Source organism: Bifidobacterium hapali (genome assembly GCF_002259755.1).
GTDB classification, from domain to species: domain Bacteria; phylum Actinomycetota; class Actinomycetes; order Actinomycetales; family Bifidobacteriaceae; genus Bifidobacterium; species Bifidobacterium hapali.
On sequence record NZ_MWWY01000025.1, the window covers coordinates 19,032 to 36,158 of the forward strand.

The following is a 17,127-nucleotide window of genomic DNA, read 5'->3' on the forward strand; positions in this document are numbered from 1 at the left end:
GATGACGTCGACACGGAAATGACCGGGTCTGGGTAGAATCGAAAACCGTTATGGCACGTACAGCATCCTCATCAGGTAAGAACAGTAATGGTACTTCGCGTCCGCCGCGCGACGATACTGACAGCATGAACGACGAATCGATCGGTAAGAAGATCGTACTCGCGATTCCTCGCGCGTTTGGGTCTGCGGTTCGTTCACTCACCGGCGTAGGGGAGTATGATCCCGCGTATCGGCGTGATGGCTTGTGTTTCGTGATGCTCGTATTGGCGATTTTTTTCTGCGCCTCTGAATGGTTCCGCGTCAACGGTGTACTCGGTCGTATCTTGCATGCGTTTGCTTCTGGACTTTTCGGCGTGATGAGCGTCATCGTGCCAGTATTGCTGGCGCTTGTTGCAATCCGTTTAATGCGTAACTCTGGCAAGCATTCCGACAATCCGCGCGTAGTAACCGGATGGGTATTACTGTTGTGGTCGATTTGCTCAGTAATTGATGTAGTTGTTGCAGCTGATTCGCCGGGATTTGATATTGCATTACTACAGCGTGCGGGTGGCTTATTTGGCTTTGTATTAGGCTCTCCACTAGCGTGGGGATTATCTGACGCGTTCGCGATTATCGTATTTGTGGTCGTTGGCTTGTTCTCGTTACTGATGATTACGCGCACGCATGTGACTGACTTGCCAGATAATGTACGGGCGTTACGTGAACGATTACAAAGTGATGGCAAGAAGAATGCTTCTCGTACGAATGCTGATAGTGACCAATTCCCCAACGAAGTTCGTGTGGGAGACGACACGCTAGCATTTGCTGAGGGAGTTCCTGCGCACGATGGTTCCGACGAACAAGGCGATGAATCAGCTGATAGTGCTCAGAATCTAGGAATATTCGGCTGGTTGTCGCATCTGTTTGACCGTAAACACCGTGGTGACGAAGATCGTTCGCTAGACCGGTATGCAGGTGATGATCCATTCGACCATGCAGCCGACCGTCACGGCGCTGCCGCTGAAACATCTTTGATCGATCCTACTGCCATGATGTCTGGAAGAACGATATCGTCTGTACCATCTGGCCAGTATTCCAGTGACAATAACCTGTCTACGCAATACGCGGGCACGACTGGTACTACGGCAATGCCTAATCGTGTGGTAAGTGGTACAGCCGCAACAACCGCTATGCCAACCGGTACATCGTACGAATCTTCCGCACCTCGTACGGTCACGTCATCTGGTACGACTGGATCTGTAGCTGCTTCTTCATCAGCTACAGATCCGTGGGCCGGCATCGGTAGTGATGGTACAGCAAGTGCCATGCCTGCTGTGTCGAATACTGCTGTGTCGAATACTGCTGTGTCGCATACGGGAGAACCGACGGTCAACCCAGATACTGGCGAAGTTGTAGAAGAGGATTCCAGCACTGCTGCTACTGATGATACGAACCGTCCTTACCAGCTACCTGATCTTGGCATTCTCGCTAAAGGACAGCCTCATGCTGCGCGCACTCCAGCCAACGATCATGTGATCGCGGCATTGACGAACACATTCCAACAGTTTAATGTTGACGCGCGGGTTGTTGGTTTCTTGCGTGGTCCGTCGGTCACCCAGTATGAAGTCGAGCTCGGTCCTGGTGTCAAGGTTGAAAAAGTCACCAATCTGCAGAAAAATATCGCGTACGCTGTCGCAAGCTCGGACGTGCGTATCCTTTCGCCTATTCCAGGTAAGTCGGCTATTGGTATTGAAATTCCGAACGTTGATCGCGAAATCGTGCATCTTGGCGATGTACTACGTTCAGACAAGGCTATAAACGACCCAGCTCCGATGCTCACTGGCGTTGGCAAGGACGTCGAAGGCCATTTTGTTACCGCTGATTTAACCAAGATGCCGCACCTGTTGGTTGCTGGTGCAACTGGTTCTGGTAAGTCGAGTTTTATTAACTCGATGCTTACGTCACTGATTATGCGTGCTACTCCTGAACAGGTGCGCATGATTATGGTTGATCCTAAACGTGTTGAACTAAGTGCGTATGCGGGTATTCCACATCTGTTGACGCCGATTATTACTGACCCGAAGAAGGCTGCACAGGCACTCGAATGGGTCGTCAAAGAGATGGACGCACGGTATTCCGATCTCGAATTCTTTGGATTCCGCCATATTAAAGACTTCAACAAGGCAGTGCGTGAGGGTAAAGTACATGCACCTGCTGGCTCGCAACGCAAAGTTGCTCCATACCCGTATATTCTCGTAGTTGTTGACGAGATGGCAGATCTGATGATGGTCGCGAAAAATGATGTGGAAAGCTCTATTCAGCGCATCACCCAGCTCGCGCGAGCAGCTGGCGTGCATCTTGTCCTTGCAACACAGCGTCCTTCTGTTGATGTGGTCACTGGTTTGATTAAGGCAAACATCCCGTCACGTCTCGCATTTGCAACCTCCTCGGCTACCGATTCTCGCGTTATTCTTGACACAACCGGTGCAGAAACGTTGATTGGACAAGGCGATGCGCTGTTCCTGCCAATGGGACAGGCTAAGCCATTGCGCGTGCAAGGTTCATGGGTGAGTGAATCTGAGATTCGCAAAGCTGTCGAATTCGTACGTACTCAGCGTAAGCCGCATTATCGCGAGGATATCGAAGAGATGGCTAAAGAGGCCGAGAAGTCGGCTATTGAACCAGATGAGGATATCGGCGACGATATGGATGTGTTATTACAGGCTGCCGAACTTGTGGTCACTACTCAGTTTGGTTCTACTTCTATGTTGCAGCGCAAGTTGCGTGTTGGCTTCGCTAAAGCCGGTCGCCTGATGGATTTGCTCGAATCACGTGGTGTGGTCGGCCCATCTGAAGGTTCCAAAGCACGTCAGGTGCTCGTTCAACCTCAGGATTTGCCGAGTGTACTCGCGTTCATTCGTGGAGAAACCAGTTCGATTCAATCCTCAGCATCACCCGCATCTTCGCCACAACAGGGCGAACTTGAGTAGCGGTGACAGTAGCGGTGGTTGTAACAGTAAACACTTATGGTATGTGGTTATGTTGTGGTGCGTATCAATCACGTGTCACACATCGTCAAGGTAGCAACGTGAGGGTATGGTGAACAGTATGGCTACAGACAATAAAGAACGTCAAGAATCCTCTGGATCATCACTGCTGGATGGATGGAATGCGCCGCCGAACCTCGTTACATACTCGCGTATTATGCTGGTGGTGATTTTCCTCGCCCTGTATATTGCTGCCGGTCCGTGGGGCGTCAATAACACAGCAATGCGCTGGGCTGCGGCCGTTCTATTTATCATCGCTGCTTCCACAGATAAGCTCGATGGTTGGATGGCACGCAAATACAATCAGGTCACTGAACTAGGCAAGCTCATGGACCCGATTGCCGATAAGCTACTGACTTGCGCCACCCTCCTTGTAGCTGCCGCGTTCGGTGAACTTGGCCCGACAATGCTTGGCTGGATTGTCGTTGCACTGTTTTTGCTACGCGAAATTGGTATTACGGTCATGCGTTTCTTCGTAATCGACACGGGCGGTAAGGTGATTGCCGCCGAATGGCCGGGTAAGCTCAAAACGCTATTCCAGTGCATTGGCCTGTCAATGCTGTTGCTGCCATTCTGGCAGTTCGCCGGTGGCACTGGTGACAATCCAATGTGGTTGACCATATATCAGTTCGCCACCTATTTGGTGATCTACATTGCACTGGCATTGTGCTTGTACTCGGGTGGCATCTATCTGATCAATACATTTCACGGGCGCAAGGCGCAAAGCAAGTAGGCGCTAGAAGTTCATTGACGATGTTTGTGGCTCTCCTAACAAGGGGAGCCACAAAAGGATGAGTGCATGGAACAGGATATTACCGAGCGTTGCGATACATATGCGGCCCGCATTCTACAACGGTGCGAGCAACTGCATATGAAGATTGCTGCAGCTGAATCGTTGACAGGAGGATTGCTGGCGAATGCATTCGTCCGCATTCCCGGTGCTTCGAACGTTTTTCTTGGTTCTGCAGTAACGTATGACATTCACGCTAAGGCGTCGATATTGGGCGTGGATCATGATCTGTTGGAGCGCGAGGGTGCGGTCCATCCTGAGGTGGCACGACAAATGGCCGCTGCCACCGCACGTTTATATGATCAGCCTGAATATGCTGGCAAAGTGATTGGATTGTCTACTACGGGTGTTGCTGGCCCGGGGCCTGATGGCGATAAACCGGCCGGATTGGTATACATTGGCGTGTCTCTACCGTCTGCAGATGGTGTGCTGACGTCACGGCATACATGTGCGCGTGAATTACACCTTGATGGCGATCGGCCGCAAGTACGGCAACTGAGCGTGCTGCGCATTCTTGAGACACTCGACGATGAATTAGCAGCATTTCATCACTGTGCATAACAGTGATAACAACGTATGGTAAGTATTGTGCTTGTGCTGAACAGAGCAGCATCATCAGCGAAACTTGCGCGTATTGTCAGCAACTTTTCAGGAATAAACTGAGTTGGTTGATGTTGTACGTAGTGGAAACACTGACGAGCACCTTAAGGAGGGTCACGATGGAAATGATGACTCGCACCGCCGAAACGATGAATGTGGAGGAACTGAGCCCTGTGGCTGCGCGTCCGGGCAGTGCCCGTATGCGTGATCTGACGCCGGCGCAACGTCGTGCTGTGATGTTTGCGCAGCAGCAGGTGCTAGCAGCTCGTGCTGCAAAGAAAGCAAAAGATGAGCGTCAGGCGGCGCTTAGTCGTATGTGGCAGGAAGAGGATTCTTCTGACTCGCGTGCGTCGCGTAGCAGCGCTGAACAAGTTTCTCCAGTTGATGAGACTCGTGAGGTGTCATTACGGGAGGCTATCGGTCATGTACTGCGTGATTTGCGCACTCGTGATCGCAAGACACTGCGCGAGGTTAGCGAGAAGGCTGGCGTGTCGTTGGGATATTTATCTGAGGTAGAGCGTGGACAAAAGGAAGCAAGCTCTGAGTTGCTGAGTTCTATTGCTGAGTCTCTAGGCGTAAGCACTCCAAAGATGCTGCGTATGGTGGCAGATTATCTCGAGTCTTTAGCTGCATAACTAGTATTGAATAGTATTGTCGGGCGATCTTCCGTAAGGAAGGCCGCCCGATATTGCGTTATGGCGTGATGATAAGACTGGAGTGTTGTGCGAGAGCGAGAATTTTGGGAATTGGTTGAAGAAGTGTTTGGTCGCGGATATGGGCGTAGTTTGTCGCGCGATCAGCGACTCAGCAAGCTTGGTGGCATGACAGTCGTTGAAGCACTTGACGCTGGAGAGGAGCCTCGCGTGGTATGGAATGTGTTGTGTGATCAGATGGACATTCCCGATCGTGATCGGTGGGGTAAAGATCATGCTGCTCCTCCGATGCCTGCACGATTTGATGTGAAGTAGAAGTGAAGTAGGTGTGGGGTAAGTATCGGCGTGTCTTCACCCAGAAAATCGAACAAATGTTCGTGCTTTCGGATATAGTTATCCACAGCGAAAGAACATCAGTACAGGTGATGCATGTTGTGGATAACTCATGATATCCCTTACGGCAGTAGGGGAGTCACATAGTTCGACACGCCCGGAACATACCGTTCGACCACAATGGTGAGTTTGGGTTGCGCTGATATGTGTGAGTCACGTAGCGTGTATGCACCACAGCATCAAAAGTAAGGAGAAGTATCATGGCACAGCAGGCGAACGCTCCGGCGAAGCAGCCGGATAACGGCAGGCCCGGCATTGATCCACGACGTCAAGCAGCACTGGATACTGCGTTAGCACAGGTAGAAAAGAGCTTTGGCAAGGGATCTGCAATGCGCTTGGGAGACAGACCTGAGCAGAACGTTGAAGTGATTCCCACAGGTTCATTGGCTCTTGATATGGCTTTGGGTATCGGTGGTCTGCCTAAGGGACGTATCGTTGAGATTTACGGTCCTGAATCGTCAGGTAAGACCACGCTTGCGCTGCATGTCGTCGCTAATGCACAAAAAGCGGGCGGCGTGGCAGCGTTTATCGATGCCGAGCATGCACTTGACCCTGTATATGCTCGCAAACTTGGTGTTGACACTGACTCGTTAATCGTATCGCAGCCTGACAATGGCGAGCAGGCTCTTGAGATTGCTGACATGCTTATTCGTTCCGGTGCGCTTGATGTGATCGTCGTTGATTCCGTAGCTGCTCTCGTGCCTAAGGCTGAGATTGAAGGCGATATGGGTGATAGTCATGTTGGTCTACAAGCTCGACTTATGAGCCAAGCATTGCGCAAAATGACGGGAGCACTTGCGCAGGCTGGCACTACTGCAATCTTCATCAATCAGTTGCGTGAGAAAATCGGTGTGTTCTTCGGCAGCCCTGAGACTACGACTGGCGGTAAGGCGCTGAAATTCTATTCCTCTGTGCGTCTTGATATTCGTCGCATACAGACCATTAAAGTCGGTGATGAAGCAGTTGGTAATCGTACCAAGGTCAAGGTTGTGAAGAACAAGATGGCGCCGCCATTTAAGTCAGCTGAGTTTGATGTGCTCTATGGCGAGGGTATCTCCACTGAGGGCTCAGTACTTGACATGGCATTGCAGTGCAATGTGGTTAAAAAATCTGGTTCATGGTTTACCTACGAGGGCGATCAACTGGGACAGGGACGTGAGAACGTCCGTAAGTTCCTTAAGGATAATCCGGCTGTTACTGAGGAGATTGAGAATAAGGTTAAAGTTGCGTTTGGCCTGATTCCAGCGGAGGATCAGTTTGCTGAAGGCGAAGATAGCGATGTTACGGATGGTGGCCAATCGCCTGAATCTGCTACAAGTGCTCAGTCTTCCAAGGAAGTTGCATCTAAAGGCTGAATATGATCAGTGCTGAGGAGTTTCTCAGTCAGCATCCTGCCATTGAGCCAGCATGCGCGCAGAATGCGCCCGCTGGCAGTCTATATGGCAGTGATGCTGGTCGAGTAATTATTGAAGCCGAGCAGGAGACGTACCCGAGTAGTGTTCACGCACGACGTACAAAGGCGAGAGCTCGACATGGTAATTTGCCCAAGAATGAGCGTAGCTATTCAGGTAGCAATCGTGTAAATGCTAGACGCACGACACAATCGTGGAGCAGTTCTACTGGCACAACGGTAGATAATCCCAACGATATTGACGCCTGTCGCGAAGCTGCATTACGGCTATTAGATGCTGCGCCTCGCCCTTCAGGCGCGTTACGTGAACGTCTACTTGGCAAAGGGTATGACGAGACCACAGTCGATGCAGTTGTCGAACGATTACAGTGTGTGAATCTTATAGATGATGAGTCTTACGCACAATCGGCAGTTCGGTACTGTTGTGGTCGACTTTTAGGTGCTCGAGGCACACTTATGGACCTTATCCGGCGTGGTGTGGATCGAGAGACTGCCGAGCGTGCGGTTCATCAGGCCGATGAACAGGGCGCGTTTGAGGATGCTGCGTGGGAACTTGGACGGCAATATGCACGTAAAACTGCAGGCATGGACCCGGTCAAACGTCGTCAACGTTTTTGGTCAGCGGGAGGACGTAAAGGGCACAACCCTGAAACACTGCGGCGTGTTGCAGCCGAATTGCTATGAAATATGAAATGAGACCCCTTATACCCCGGGTTCTGTCACACTGCGTATGCAGTATGGACGACCATCCATCTCGACCTGACGTTACCGTCAAGCTCTAGCAGCCTACCCGAAGGCTCGGGCGAGCAGCCCTCAAACGCCTTCTGCTTGGCCTTGCTCCCGATGAGGCTTGCCATGCGGCCAGCTGTTGCCAGTGGCCCGGTGGTCTCTTACACCGCCGTTTCACCCTTACCAACCTTATGGCTGGCGGTCTATTCTCTGCTGCGCTATCTCTCAGGTCACCCTGGGCGGATGTTATCCGCCATCGTGCTCTATGGAGCCCGGAAGTTCCTCAACCCTTGTTCTATGTAGAACTTAAGTCGCGGCCGTCAAGGGGTCTCAGCCGAATCATCATACACGATGGTTAGAGCACGACGCTCCGAAAACACCATAATGAATAGGCACACATAGCATCAAGCATGCCACGACAGTGTTACCGACAGCAAGTGAGAGAAATGTATTATTCTCCGGGCGAGTCTCCCGCTGTTTACCGTTCGTTCGGCTACAATAAATCATACCGAAGGCGAAGTCGCCATTCGGCCCGTCAAATAGCGGGTGACACCGCTTGAGTCTAGGAGGTCCACATGGAAATCGTCGTTACCGGACGTCACACGCAGATCAAGCAGAGGTTTCGTGATGTCGTTGAAAGCAAGATGAATCGTGTGACCGCTATCGCCCCTGATGCGCAGCGTGCACAAATCGTGCTAACACATGAGGGCAATCCGCGTCAGGCAGATACTGCTAAGCGAGTTGAAATCACTGTCATTGCTGGTCGCACTGTAGTACGTGCTGAGGCATCGAGCACTGATGAATTTAGCGCGCTCGACATGGCACTTGATAAGTTGACGCTACGTCTGCGTCGTACTCGTGATCGTCGTAAGGACCATCGTCGTGGTTACACGAACCCGGTCCCGGTTGATATGGGCGTAATTGAACCTGAAGTTGAGGAGGTTGCTGAGGAAGAGCCAAACAACAGTCCGGCTGCAGCAGTTGCATCTGATCTTGGCCCAGGTGAGTCGGTTGAAGTACAAGTCGGAGACACGCCGATCGTCATCCGTCGCAAGCTACATATTGCTGAACCGATGACTATTGACGAAGCTCTGTACGAGATGGAACTCATCGGACACGATTTCTTCCTGTTTGTCAATAAAGAAACCGGTCGTCCGTCCGTTGTCTATCATCGCCACGGCTGGAGCTACGGCGTGTTTGAGATCGACACTCCCGAGAATGTCGCTAAGTAGACGGTACTTGGTGATCACATCACATGAGTATGTGGTGTGATTCTTAAGCTCTGATGTGACCGTCAAAACCCGTATGGAACTCATTCCATACGGGTTTTTCTTTGTATATCGTGAACAATGTGAGCAAAAATCGGCGTGTTCGCGTAGTATGGACGAAGTTTGTGCCCGATTTGATGCCAGATTGGGCTATGCTCGTTTACGGTAACCGACTCTATAGGGAGCGAAACGTGGTAGATATCGTCGATAAGGCCCTGCGCATGGGCGAAGGACGCCAGATCAAGAAGCTGGAAAATGTGGCCAAGGCCGTGAACGCGTTGGAGGATGAGATCTCGTCCCTCAGTGATGAGGAACTGAAGGGTCAAACCGCCAAGTTCAAGCAGCGTCTTGATAACGGTGAGAAACTGGATAGCCTGATGCCGGAAGCATTCGCTACAGTGCGTGAGGCGTCTAAGCGTATTCTCGGCCAGCGTCATTTTGATGTTCAGCTTATGGGTGGTGCTGCTCTGCACTGGGGCAACATTGCTGAAATGAAGACTGGTGAAGGTAAGACGTTGGTTGCAACGCTGCCAAGCTACCTTAATGCACTCGAAGGTAAGGGTGTTCACGTTGTTACGGTGAACGATTACCTTGCGAGCTACCAGAGCGAGCTCATGGGTCGTATCTACCGTTTCCTCGGCATGTCTGTTGGCTGCATTATCACTGAGCAGAAGCCGCCGGAACGTCGCAAGCAGTACAATGCCGACATCACGTACGGCACCAACAACGAGTTCGGCTTCGACTATCTGCGTGACAACATGGCATGGGAGAAGTCGGATCTCGTTCAGCGTGGTCATCACTTCGCCATCGTCGATGAGGTTGACTCCATCCTTATCGATGAAGCGCGTACCCCGCTTATCATTTCAGGTCCGGCCGAAGGCGATGTGACTCGTTGGTACATGCAGTTCGCTCGTCTTGTGCCGAAGCTGACTCGCGACGAAGACTACGAAGTTGATGAAAAGAAGAAGGTTGTTGGCATTCTCGACCCGGGTATCACTAAGGTCGAAGACTTCCTTGGCATCGATAACCTGTACGAGCCGAACAATACGGCTCTGATCGGCTACCTCAACAACGCTATTAAGGCGAAGGAACTGTTCCTCAAGGATCGTGACTATGTTGTGACCCACGGCGAAGTACTTATCGTCGACGAGCACACTGGTCGTATTCTGCCTGGCCGCCGTTACAACGAGGGTCTGCATCAGGCTATTGAGGCGAAGGAAGGCGTGGAAGTTAAGCCTGAAAACCAGACTTTTGCAACTATTACGTTGCAGAACTACTTCCGTATGTACGACAAGCTCGCTGGTATGACCGGTACTGCTGAAACTGAGGCGGCCGAGTTCATGGGTACGTACAAGCTTGGCGTGTTGCCAATTCCGACGAACAAGCCGATGATTCGTAAGGATCAGGAGGATCTTATCTTCCGCACGAAGAAGGAGAAGCTGGCTGCGATCATCAAGGATGTTGCGAAGCGTCATCATGCTGGTCAGCCTGTGCTGCTTGGTACTGCGTCAGTTGAGTCTTCTGAAATTGTGTCCTCCCTGCTTGATGTGGCGAAAATCCCACATCAGGTGTTGAACGCCAAGCAGCATGAGAAGGAAGCTGCTGTCGTGGCTGTCGCTGGTCGTAAGGGTGCAGTCACTGTTGCTACCAATATGGCCGGTCGTGGTACTGATATCATGCTTGGCGGTAACGTCGAATTCCTCGCTGATCAAAAGCTGAAGGCGGAAGGTTATTCGCCGGATGACACTCCGGATGAGTATGAGAAGCGTTGGCCGGGCGTGTTGGAACAGGTCAAGGCGCAAGTCAAGGATGAGCACGACGAAGTCGTGAATCTTGGTGGTTTGTACGTCCTTGGTACTGAGCGTCACGAGTCTCGCCGTATTGATAATCAGCTGCGTGGTCGTTCTGGACGTCAGGGTGATCCGGGTGAATCTCGCTTCTACCTGTCTCTGGAAGACGATCTGATGCGTCTGTTCAACACACAGCTTGTCGCTCGTGTGATGGCCAAGGGTATGCCTGAAGGCGAGCCGATCGAGTCGAAGAGTGTTTCCAAGGGCGTGCGTACTGCACAGAAGGCTGTGGAATCACGTAACTTCGAAATCCGTAAGAACGTGCTCAAGTATGACGATGTGATGAATAAACAGCGCACGGTCATCTACTCTGAACGTCAGGCAGTGTTGAAGGGCGAAGATATTCACGAAGATATCGAACGCTTCTTCGCAGATACAGTCGAGAGCTACATTAAGGGCGCCAACAACAGCTCCGAAAAGCCAAAGGACTGGGATTGGGACGGTCTGTTCAAGGCATTGCGTACGGTGTTCCCGATTACCTTCGATGTGGATGCTGCAAAGGATGCTGCTGGCAAGCTGAAGGGCGAAAAGGCTGTCGAAGCGGTGCGCGATGTGATCGTGGAGACAGTTAAGGCTGAATATGCCAAGCTTGAAGACAAGATTGGTTCCGATGGTCTGCGCCAGCTCGAACGTCGTGTGGTACTCGCCGTGCTCGACCGTAAGTGGCGCGAGCATCTGTATGAGATGGATTATCTCAAGGATGGTATTGGTCTGCGCGGTATGGGCCAGCGTGATCCGCTGGTTGAGTATCAGCGTGAAGGCTATCAGATGTACAACTCGATGATCGAAGCAATCAAGGAAGAGAGCGTACAGCTACTCTTCCATGTTGACGTCGAACAGGTTGCTCACACTGAAGATACGACGACTGAGTCTGATGAAGATGCAGCTGTAGATACAGCAGAATCCAAGCTTGGCCTCGACAAGGATGAGCAGGATGCTCAAGCTGCTGACGGTGAGTCGGAAGTTACTTCAGCACCGTCTGATAGTGAAAATGATGAGGTTGACGAGGAACAGGCAGCTGCTATTGCTGAGGCGGCAAAGTCGTCTGAAGCTGGCGAGGCATCTGCACCTGTCGTAGTCGGACCGGCTCCGATTAGCCATGCTGAAGGTAAGGTGCCTGCGAACAAGCGTCCTAAGAGTGTGGAGCTTAAGACGCCGTGGGCTGATGGTCGCACGTTCCCTGGCACGCCGAGGAACGCACAGTGCCCATGCGGTTCGGGGCGTAAGTACAAGATGTGCCACGGTCAGAACGAGCAATGATGTGTCACTAGACGCTGGGAGAATATCGACAGCGTAGCAAAATGAGGAGAGACTTCTGTGCGAGGAAGTCTCTCCTCATTTTGCTATATGGAAGACATTCAATGGCTGTAACGTATGCACCGTTACAATGAACCACGTATACACATATATGCGGCGCTGTTCGCGCCAAGGAGGGCATCATGGACGAGATCACATGGAAGTCGATTCTCACCAAGCTAGTTGGAGGAAATCATCTGAGCGCGGAAGAATCGGAGTGGTTCGTTGATGATCTGATGCAAGGTAACGCGAACCCGGCTGCTGTCGGAGCTGCTCTTGCTATGCAGCAGCAGTTGGGATTGACTGCGGATGAAGTTTCGGGTGCAGCTAAGGCAATGGTGGCACATGCTGTACCGCTGAATGTAAGCGGTGAGACGACCGATATCGTTGGTACTGGCGGTGACGGATTCGCTACAGTGAATCTGTCTACGATGGGTTCTGTTGCTGCTGCAGCTGCTGGCGTAAAAATTGTCAAGCACGGTAATCGTGCTGCTTCATCTAAGTGTGGCGCTGCTGATGTGCTTGAGGCGCTTGGTTTACCGCTGACGTTGAGCCCGCAAGCGGTAGCTGAAGTTGGCGACGAGGTTGGTATTACATTTGCGTTCGCGCGCACTTTCCATCCGGCGATGCGTTTTGTAGGCCCGATTCGCTCGGCACTTGGTATTCCATGCGTGTTCAATGTATTGGGACCGTTGACGAACCCGGCTAAGCCTGCTCATGTGGCTATTGGCTGCGCTAAGCGTGAGATGAGCCCGATTATGGCAGCAGTATATGCCGCTAACGGCCAGTCTGGTATGGTATACACTTCCCATGAGGGCATGGACGAACTTGCTCCTACAGGCCCTGTTTCCGTGTGGGAGATTCGCGATGGCAAGGTGAGCGAGACTGAATTTGATCCGACCGTAGAACTTGGTCTTGCAAAGATTGATGTCACTGAACTTAAAGGCGGCGAACCTGAAGTGAATGCAACTGCATTCCGTGACTTTATTGCGGGCAAGGATATCCCTGCGCGTACTACTGCGTTACTGAATGCTGCTTCTGCTATCGTAGCTGATGGTCATCTGGTAGGGGATGGCACTCTTGCTGATCGGTTCCGCACAGCGTACCAGATTGCTGAAGAGACTGTTGATTCCGGTAAGGCGCAGGCACTGCTTACTCACTGGATTGAGACGGCACAAGCCAAAGCATGATCTTTCAATGTATCACTGAATATCAGCGCTAGGCATAAGTAATAATGTGTGGGTTGGATTCTTCATGAGTAGACGAAGAATCCAACCCACATTCGATTTCACGCTATAACATTGTTGATGTTTGCTTACACTCGGGCACCATCGTCGGTATACCCGTTGCGAGTTTGCGTGTGACCTTTATGCTGGACGATGAGTCCTGCACCTCCAATCAGTGCGCACACACCAAATACCGTGCCAAGCACAGCAGCTAGTGCAGGTATAAACACAGAAGCAATGACGCCAAGAATGCCGGCGACAAGGAGCACCCAAAACACGAGTTTCGATGCTTGTATTGGTCCAATCTGTGGATTCGGCGGCACGAAATCATCACCATAGCGGTCCATCACGTCGTCGGTATCTAACCAACTCGATGATGTATGATCGCGTGGCCCACGCTGATGTAGTGGCACCATATCATCCACGAATGCACCATTATCTAAGTCTTTGACCGATAATAATGCTTCTTTTTCCTTGCGTTGAGCGTGTTTTTCAAAGCGTCGTGCACTGCGTGAATGCTCTACATCTTTGAGATCATCGGCGTGGGCTTGCTCGAACGAAGCCCACGCGCTGTCGAGATCATCACCTGCTCCATCGCCTGCGGTCGAGTCCGGGCGTTCACCGGCATTGCTATTGTTGAGATCAGTCATATCCACCACTGTAATCAGCGGCAAAGCCAAGTGGCTGAAAGGAGCGTCGCAGTGCTCTACTGGTTCTTCGTCAAAGTGTTTGGCCCCATCGCGCGCCATCATCTTGGACCGTCTGTATCTGGATTGAACAATATTCCGCGCGAAGGCGGTGCGATTATCGCCGCGAATCATCTCGCGGTTATTGATGACGCGCTTATCCCGATCACCTGCCCACGTATGGTGCATTTCATGGGTAAGGCTGAGTATTTTGAAGGCAAAGGTATTAAGGGTAAGTTCAAGAAGTGGTGGTTCACCTCTGTTGGTGTGTTCCCAGTGGATCGCTCCGGCGGCTCAAAATCGTTGGGAGCATTGGAACATGCACGAGAAATTATCGAAGATGGGCACCTGTTTGGTATTCATATCGAAGGCACGCGTAGTCCTGATGGCAAATTGTATAAGGGTCATACTGGCGTAGCGCGTCTCGCTTTTGAGACTGGATGCCCGATTGTGCCGACCGCGATTATTGGTTCTCGCGAGTTGCAGAAACCGGGCACGGTAATTCCGTCTAAAGGCAAGACGAAAGTGATTTACGGCAAGCCGATCCCGGTGCCGAAGCGTTTGGACGTAACTCATGACGAACTGCGTGAACTCACTGATCGTGTCACTCGTGAGATTCAGTCAATGAGTGGCCAAGAGTATGTTGATGAGTATGCGCAGAAAGTCAAAGCGCGACTCAAGCAAGAAGCAGCTGCTCATGCAGCAGATGAATCGCACTGAGTAATTGTGCGCTTTATACAAGCTATTACAACTGACCGCAGTAAACAACAAGGGGTGGTTGATCTTCCTCATACTTAGGAAAATCAACCACCCTTTGCGTTATGCAGCAAAACACGCACGCTGCTGAGTCGGATTATTATACGATAGTCAGTGTCAGAACCGTGGCCTTGCCGTTTTCGTCACGTAAACGTACTTCACCACCGTTCGACACATCGGTATCACCATTCTTGATCGAACGGACTGTGCCGAACAATCCGCCCAGTACACGGTCCGTTTTCACATCGAATCCCAACTCTTTAAGCGTCTTAGTAACATCGCTTTCCTGTTTACCGATCAATCCTGAGGGAATCGTCGCTTTTTGAGGTCCTTTGGAAACAACGATATCAACAGAATCTCCCCAGTGCAGTTGTGCTCCAGCGTTTTGTGATGCAGAGACAACTGAGCCGGCAGCCACTTTATCGTCGTATTCTTCCGTGACATTGAACTTCAGCTGCAGATCGGCAAGAGCACTTTGCGCTTCACTTTGTGTCGAGCCGATAATATTGGGCATGGTGACGGGCATTGGTCCTTTGGACAGTACGACGGTGATTTCATCGTTGTGACTGAGTGTTGCACCGGGCTGGATATCAGTGCCATTCGCATCTGTGATGCTGATTGCTGCGCCTGACGGTACGGTCAATGAGTACTGATCATTGCTATCGTCGTGCTTGATATGATCGAATCCGGCGTTTTGCAATGCGCTGAGCACGTTAGTCCCGTTCTCAGAACTGGTGTCAAGAATGTCAGATGGCACGGTAGCTGGTTTAATGCCTTTGGAAATAACGAGTGACATGGAACCTCCAGCGCGCTTAGAGACTCGGTCACCAACATTGCTTGGGGTCGATGAAATAATGGAGCCTTCGGGAACGGTATCGCTGTACTGTTCGCTCGTTGTGAAAGGAATGTTCGACACGCTGAGCGTGGTCTGATACTTACTCCACGATGCTCCTGTAACCTCGCATGCGCGTCCTTCAACGCAGGTAATGTCATCCGGTTTAGGCACGGTCCAATAACTGCCGGGTCCGAGGAAATACCACCAAGCAGCTCCGCCGCCTATTGCGACTGCCAAGAGTAGAGCAATAGCGCCAACGATAAATGGCGTTGCCGTTCGCCGTGATGCAGACGCGGTAGCACCATGTGACGATGGCTTTGCCGGTTCTGTTTGCTGATCTCCAGGTAGATCTGCAACTGTTGCCAACGGATTTGTGGGTAGCGTTTGCGTTGTTGCATCTTGTTGCGCAACGGTTGGCATGATTGTGGTCGCTGCTGATGATGGGGGAGCAGGTGGTAGGGCTGTCGTAGAAAGCGCTTCTGCATCAGCTCTGCTCTCTTGCTGATGTGTCGTAGTATTGGTGACCGGTTGCGCGGTGGATACCTGCAATGGTGATGTTGCGTCTACAGGAACCGTTGCATCAAGTGGTGCTGTCGCATCATCGTTGCCATGTGCATTCGTGGTTGGCTTGCGATACGTCCATGCAGCAATATCCAATTGTGCTGTCAACTGAGTAAGTTCTTGTGCGGCTTGCGCAGCGTCTGCAGGCCGTGCGGCAACATTCCGTGCGGTCAAATGCGCGATGAATGCGGCTACTCGAGGGTCAATCCCTGGGCACGATATCGATACGGATGGCACATCCTCATGCACATGTTTGAACACGAGCGTCACTGGATTATCCGATTTGAACGGTACTTCACCAGTCAACATTTCCCATGCCATAATACCTACGGAATACAGGTCACCTTGTGGCGTGGCTTGATTGAGCTCGATCATTTCCGGCGCAAGATATGCCGCAGTACCTAATAACATGCCGGTGGAGGAAAGTGTGGCTTGTGATGCTGCTTTTGCGAGGCCAAAATCTGTAATCTGGACATGGCCACGATCGTTGATCAAGATATTTTCCGGTTTAATGTCGCGATGGACTACGCCAGCTCGATGTGCTGAGGCTAAACCATCCAGCGTTTCAGCCACGATCCGCAATGTTTCGCGAACGGTAAACGTACCTTGTTCGTTCATTTCACGACGCAAATTCACGCCGTGCACATATTCCATAACCAAAAAATCGAGACCGTCTATTTCGCCGGTGTCGTAAACCTGCACGATGTGAGGATTCGCGATTGCTGCTGCTGACTTTGCTTCTCGACGGAATCGTTCGACGAATTGATCACGGTGGGGCCCTTGCGCCAGTTGCATGTGCATGACCTTAATCGCGACAGTACGGTCAAGTCGCGTGTCTAGTGCTTCATAAACACTCGCCATGCCTCCTTCAGCGATTTTATGGTCAACGCGGTATCGCTCTTCGACCATCCGCCCGATCAACGGGTCTTCGCGGCTGTATGCGGCTTCACTCATCTGTATATCCGGTCCCTTGATATCACTGGAATCTAACGCCAGTCTAGCGTGTGCCATGTCATGGGTCTGACATTATTGCTCATGCGTGCACGA

The 17,127-nt window shown here is 51.5% G+C and carries 13 protein-coding genes and 1 other RNA gene; 11 read left to right on the top strand and 3 right to left on the bottom strand.

The window, feature by feature from the left end:
- The first annotated feature begins 50 nt into the window (after nucleotides 1–50).
- The 7 genes from BHAP_RS06265 (at nucleotide 51) to BHAP_RS06295 (ending at nucleotide 7,557) form a co-directional block, all read left to right on the top strand.
- Nucleotides 51–2,969 (top strand): FtsK/SpoIIIE family DNA translocase, encoded by a 2,919-nt coding sequence (locus BHAP_RS06265; RefSeq protein ID WP_094729879.1) that lies wholly within the window; start codon nucleotides 51–53, stop codon nucleotides 2,967–2,969.
- Between the two features lie 106 nt (nucleotides 2,970–3,075).
- Complete coding sequence (gene pgsA, locus BHAP_RS06270; RefSeq protein WP_094729880.1) at nucleotides 3,076–3,759, top strand: CDP-diacylglycerol--glycerol-3-phosphate 3-phosphatidyltransferase; 684 nt, start codon at nucleotides 3,076–3,078, stop codon at nucleotides 3,757–3,759.
- A 66-nt stretch (nucleotides 3,760–3,825) separates the two neighbouring features.
- Nucleotides 3,826–4,377, top strand: coding sequence for a CinA family protein (locus BHAP_RS06275; RefSeq protein ID WP_094729881.1), 552 nt, complete (start codon nucleotides 3,826–3,828; stop codon nucleotides 4,375–4,377).
- A 158-nt stretch (nucleotides 4,378–4,535) separates the two neighbouring features.
- Nucleotides 4,536–5,051, top strand: a complete 516-nt coding sequence (locus tag BHAP_RS06280) for a helix-turn-helix domain-containing protein (protein ID WP_094729882.1) — start codon at nucleotides 4,536–4,538, stop codon at nucleotides 5,049–5,051.
- 87 nt (nucleotides 5,052–5,138) lie between these two features.
- A complete protein-coding gene (locus tag BHAP_RS06285) occupies nucleotides 5,139–5,384 on the top strand; it encodes a DUF3046 domain-containing protein (protein WP_094729883.1) in 246 nt (81 codons plus the stop codon).
- A 278-nt stretch (nucleotides 5,385–5,662) separates the two neighbouring features.
- Nucleotides 5,663–6,817, top strand: coding sequence for a recombinase RecA (recA, locus tag BHAP_RS06290; RefSeq protein WP_094729884.1), 1,155 nt, complete (start codon nucleotides 5,663–5,665; stop codon nucleotides 6,815–6,817).
- Between the two features lie 2 nt (nucleotides 6,818–6,819).
- Entirely contained in the window at nucleotides 6,820–7,557 is a 738-nt protein-coding gene (locus BHAP_RS06295) for a regulatory protein RecX (protein ID WP_094729885.1), read from the top strand.
- A gap of 5 nt (nucleotides 7,558–7,562) precedes the next feature.
- Here the strand turns inward: BHAP_RS06295 and rnpB are convergent.
- Nucleotides 7,563–7,935: RNase P RNA component class A (gene rnpB, locus BHAP_RS06300), an RNA gene on the bottom strand.
- 242 nt (nucleotides 7,936–8,177) lie between these two features.
- On the opposite strand from rnpB, the gene hpf reads away from it, so the two are divergent.
- The 3 genes from hpf (at nucleotide 8,178) to trpD (ending at nucleotide 13,206) form a co-directional block, all read left to right on the top strand.
- Complete coding sequence (gene hpf / locus BHAP_RS06305; protein ID WP_094729886.1) at nucleotides 8,178–8,834, top strand: ribosome hibernation-promoting factor, HPF/YfiA family; 657 nt, start codon at nucleotides 8,178–8,180, stop codon at nucleotides 8,832–8,834.
- A gap of 227 nt (nucleotides 8,835–9,061) precedes the next feature.
- Nucleotides 9,062–11,980, top strand: a complete 2,919-nt coding sequence (gene secA / locus BHAP_RS06310; protein ID WP_094729887.1) for a preprotein translocase subunit SecA — start codon at nucleotides 9,062–9,064, stop codon at nucleotides 11,978–11,980.
- A 179-nt stretch (nucleotides 11,981–12,159) separates the two neighbouring features.
- The gene (gene trpD / locus BHAP_RS06315; protein WP_094729888.1) at nucleotides 12,160–13,206 is read left to right on the top strand and encodes an anthranilate phosphoribosyltransferase; all 1,047 of its coding nucleotides are present in this window, start codon (nucleotides 12,160–12,162) and stop codon (nucleotides 13,204–13,206) included.
- A gap of 125 nt (nucleotides 13,207–13,331) precedes the next feature.
- Here the strand turns inward: trpD and BHAP_RS06320 are convergent, their stop codons facing one another.
- Nucleotides 13,332–13,892 (bottom strand): hypothetical protein, encoded by a 561-nt coding sequence (locus tag BHAP_RS06320; protein WP_094729889.1) that lies wholly within the window; start codon nucleotides 13,890–13,892, stop codon nucleotides 13,332–13,334.
- Nucleotides 13,893–13,943: 51 nt separating this feature from the next.
- On the opposite strand from BHAP_RS06320, the gene BHAP_RS06325 reads away from it, so the two are divergent.
- Complete coding sequence (locus BHAP_RS06325; RefSeq protein ID WP_094729890.1) at nucleotides 13,944–14,648, top strand: lysophospholipid acyltransferase family protein; 705 nt, start codon at nucleotides 13,944–13,946, stop codon at nucleotides 14,646–14,648.
- Between the two features lie 136 nt (nucleotides 14,649–14,784).
- Here BHAP_RS06325 and BHAP_RS06330 read toward each other — a convergent pair whose 3' ends face one another.
- Entirely contained in the window at nucleotides 14,785–17,034 is a 2,250-nt protein-coding gene (locus BHAP_RS06330; protein WP_094729891.1) for a Stk1 family PASTA domain-containing Ser/Thr kinase, read from the bottom strand.
- Between the last annotated feature and the right edge of the window lie 93 nt (nucleotides 17,035–17,127).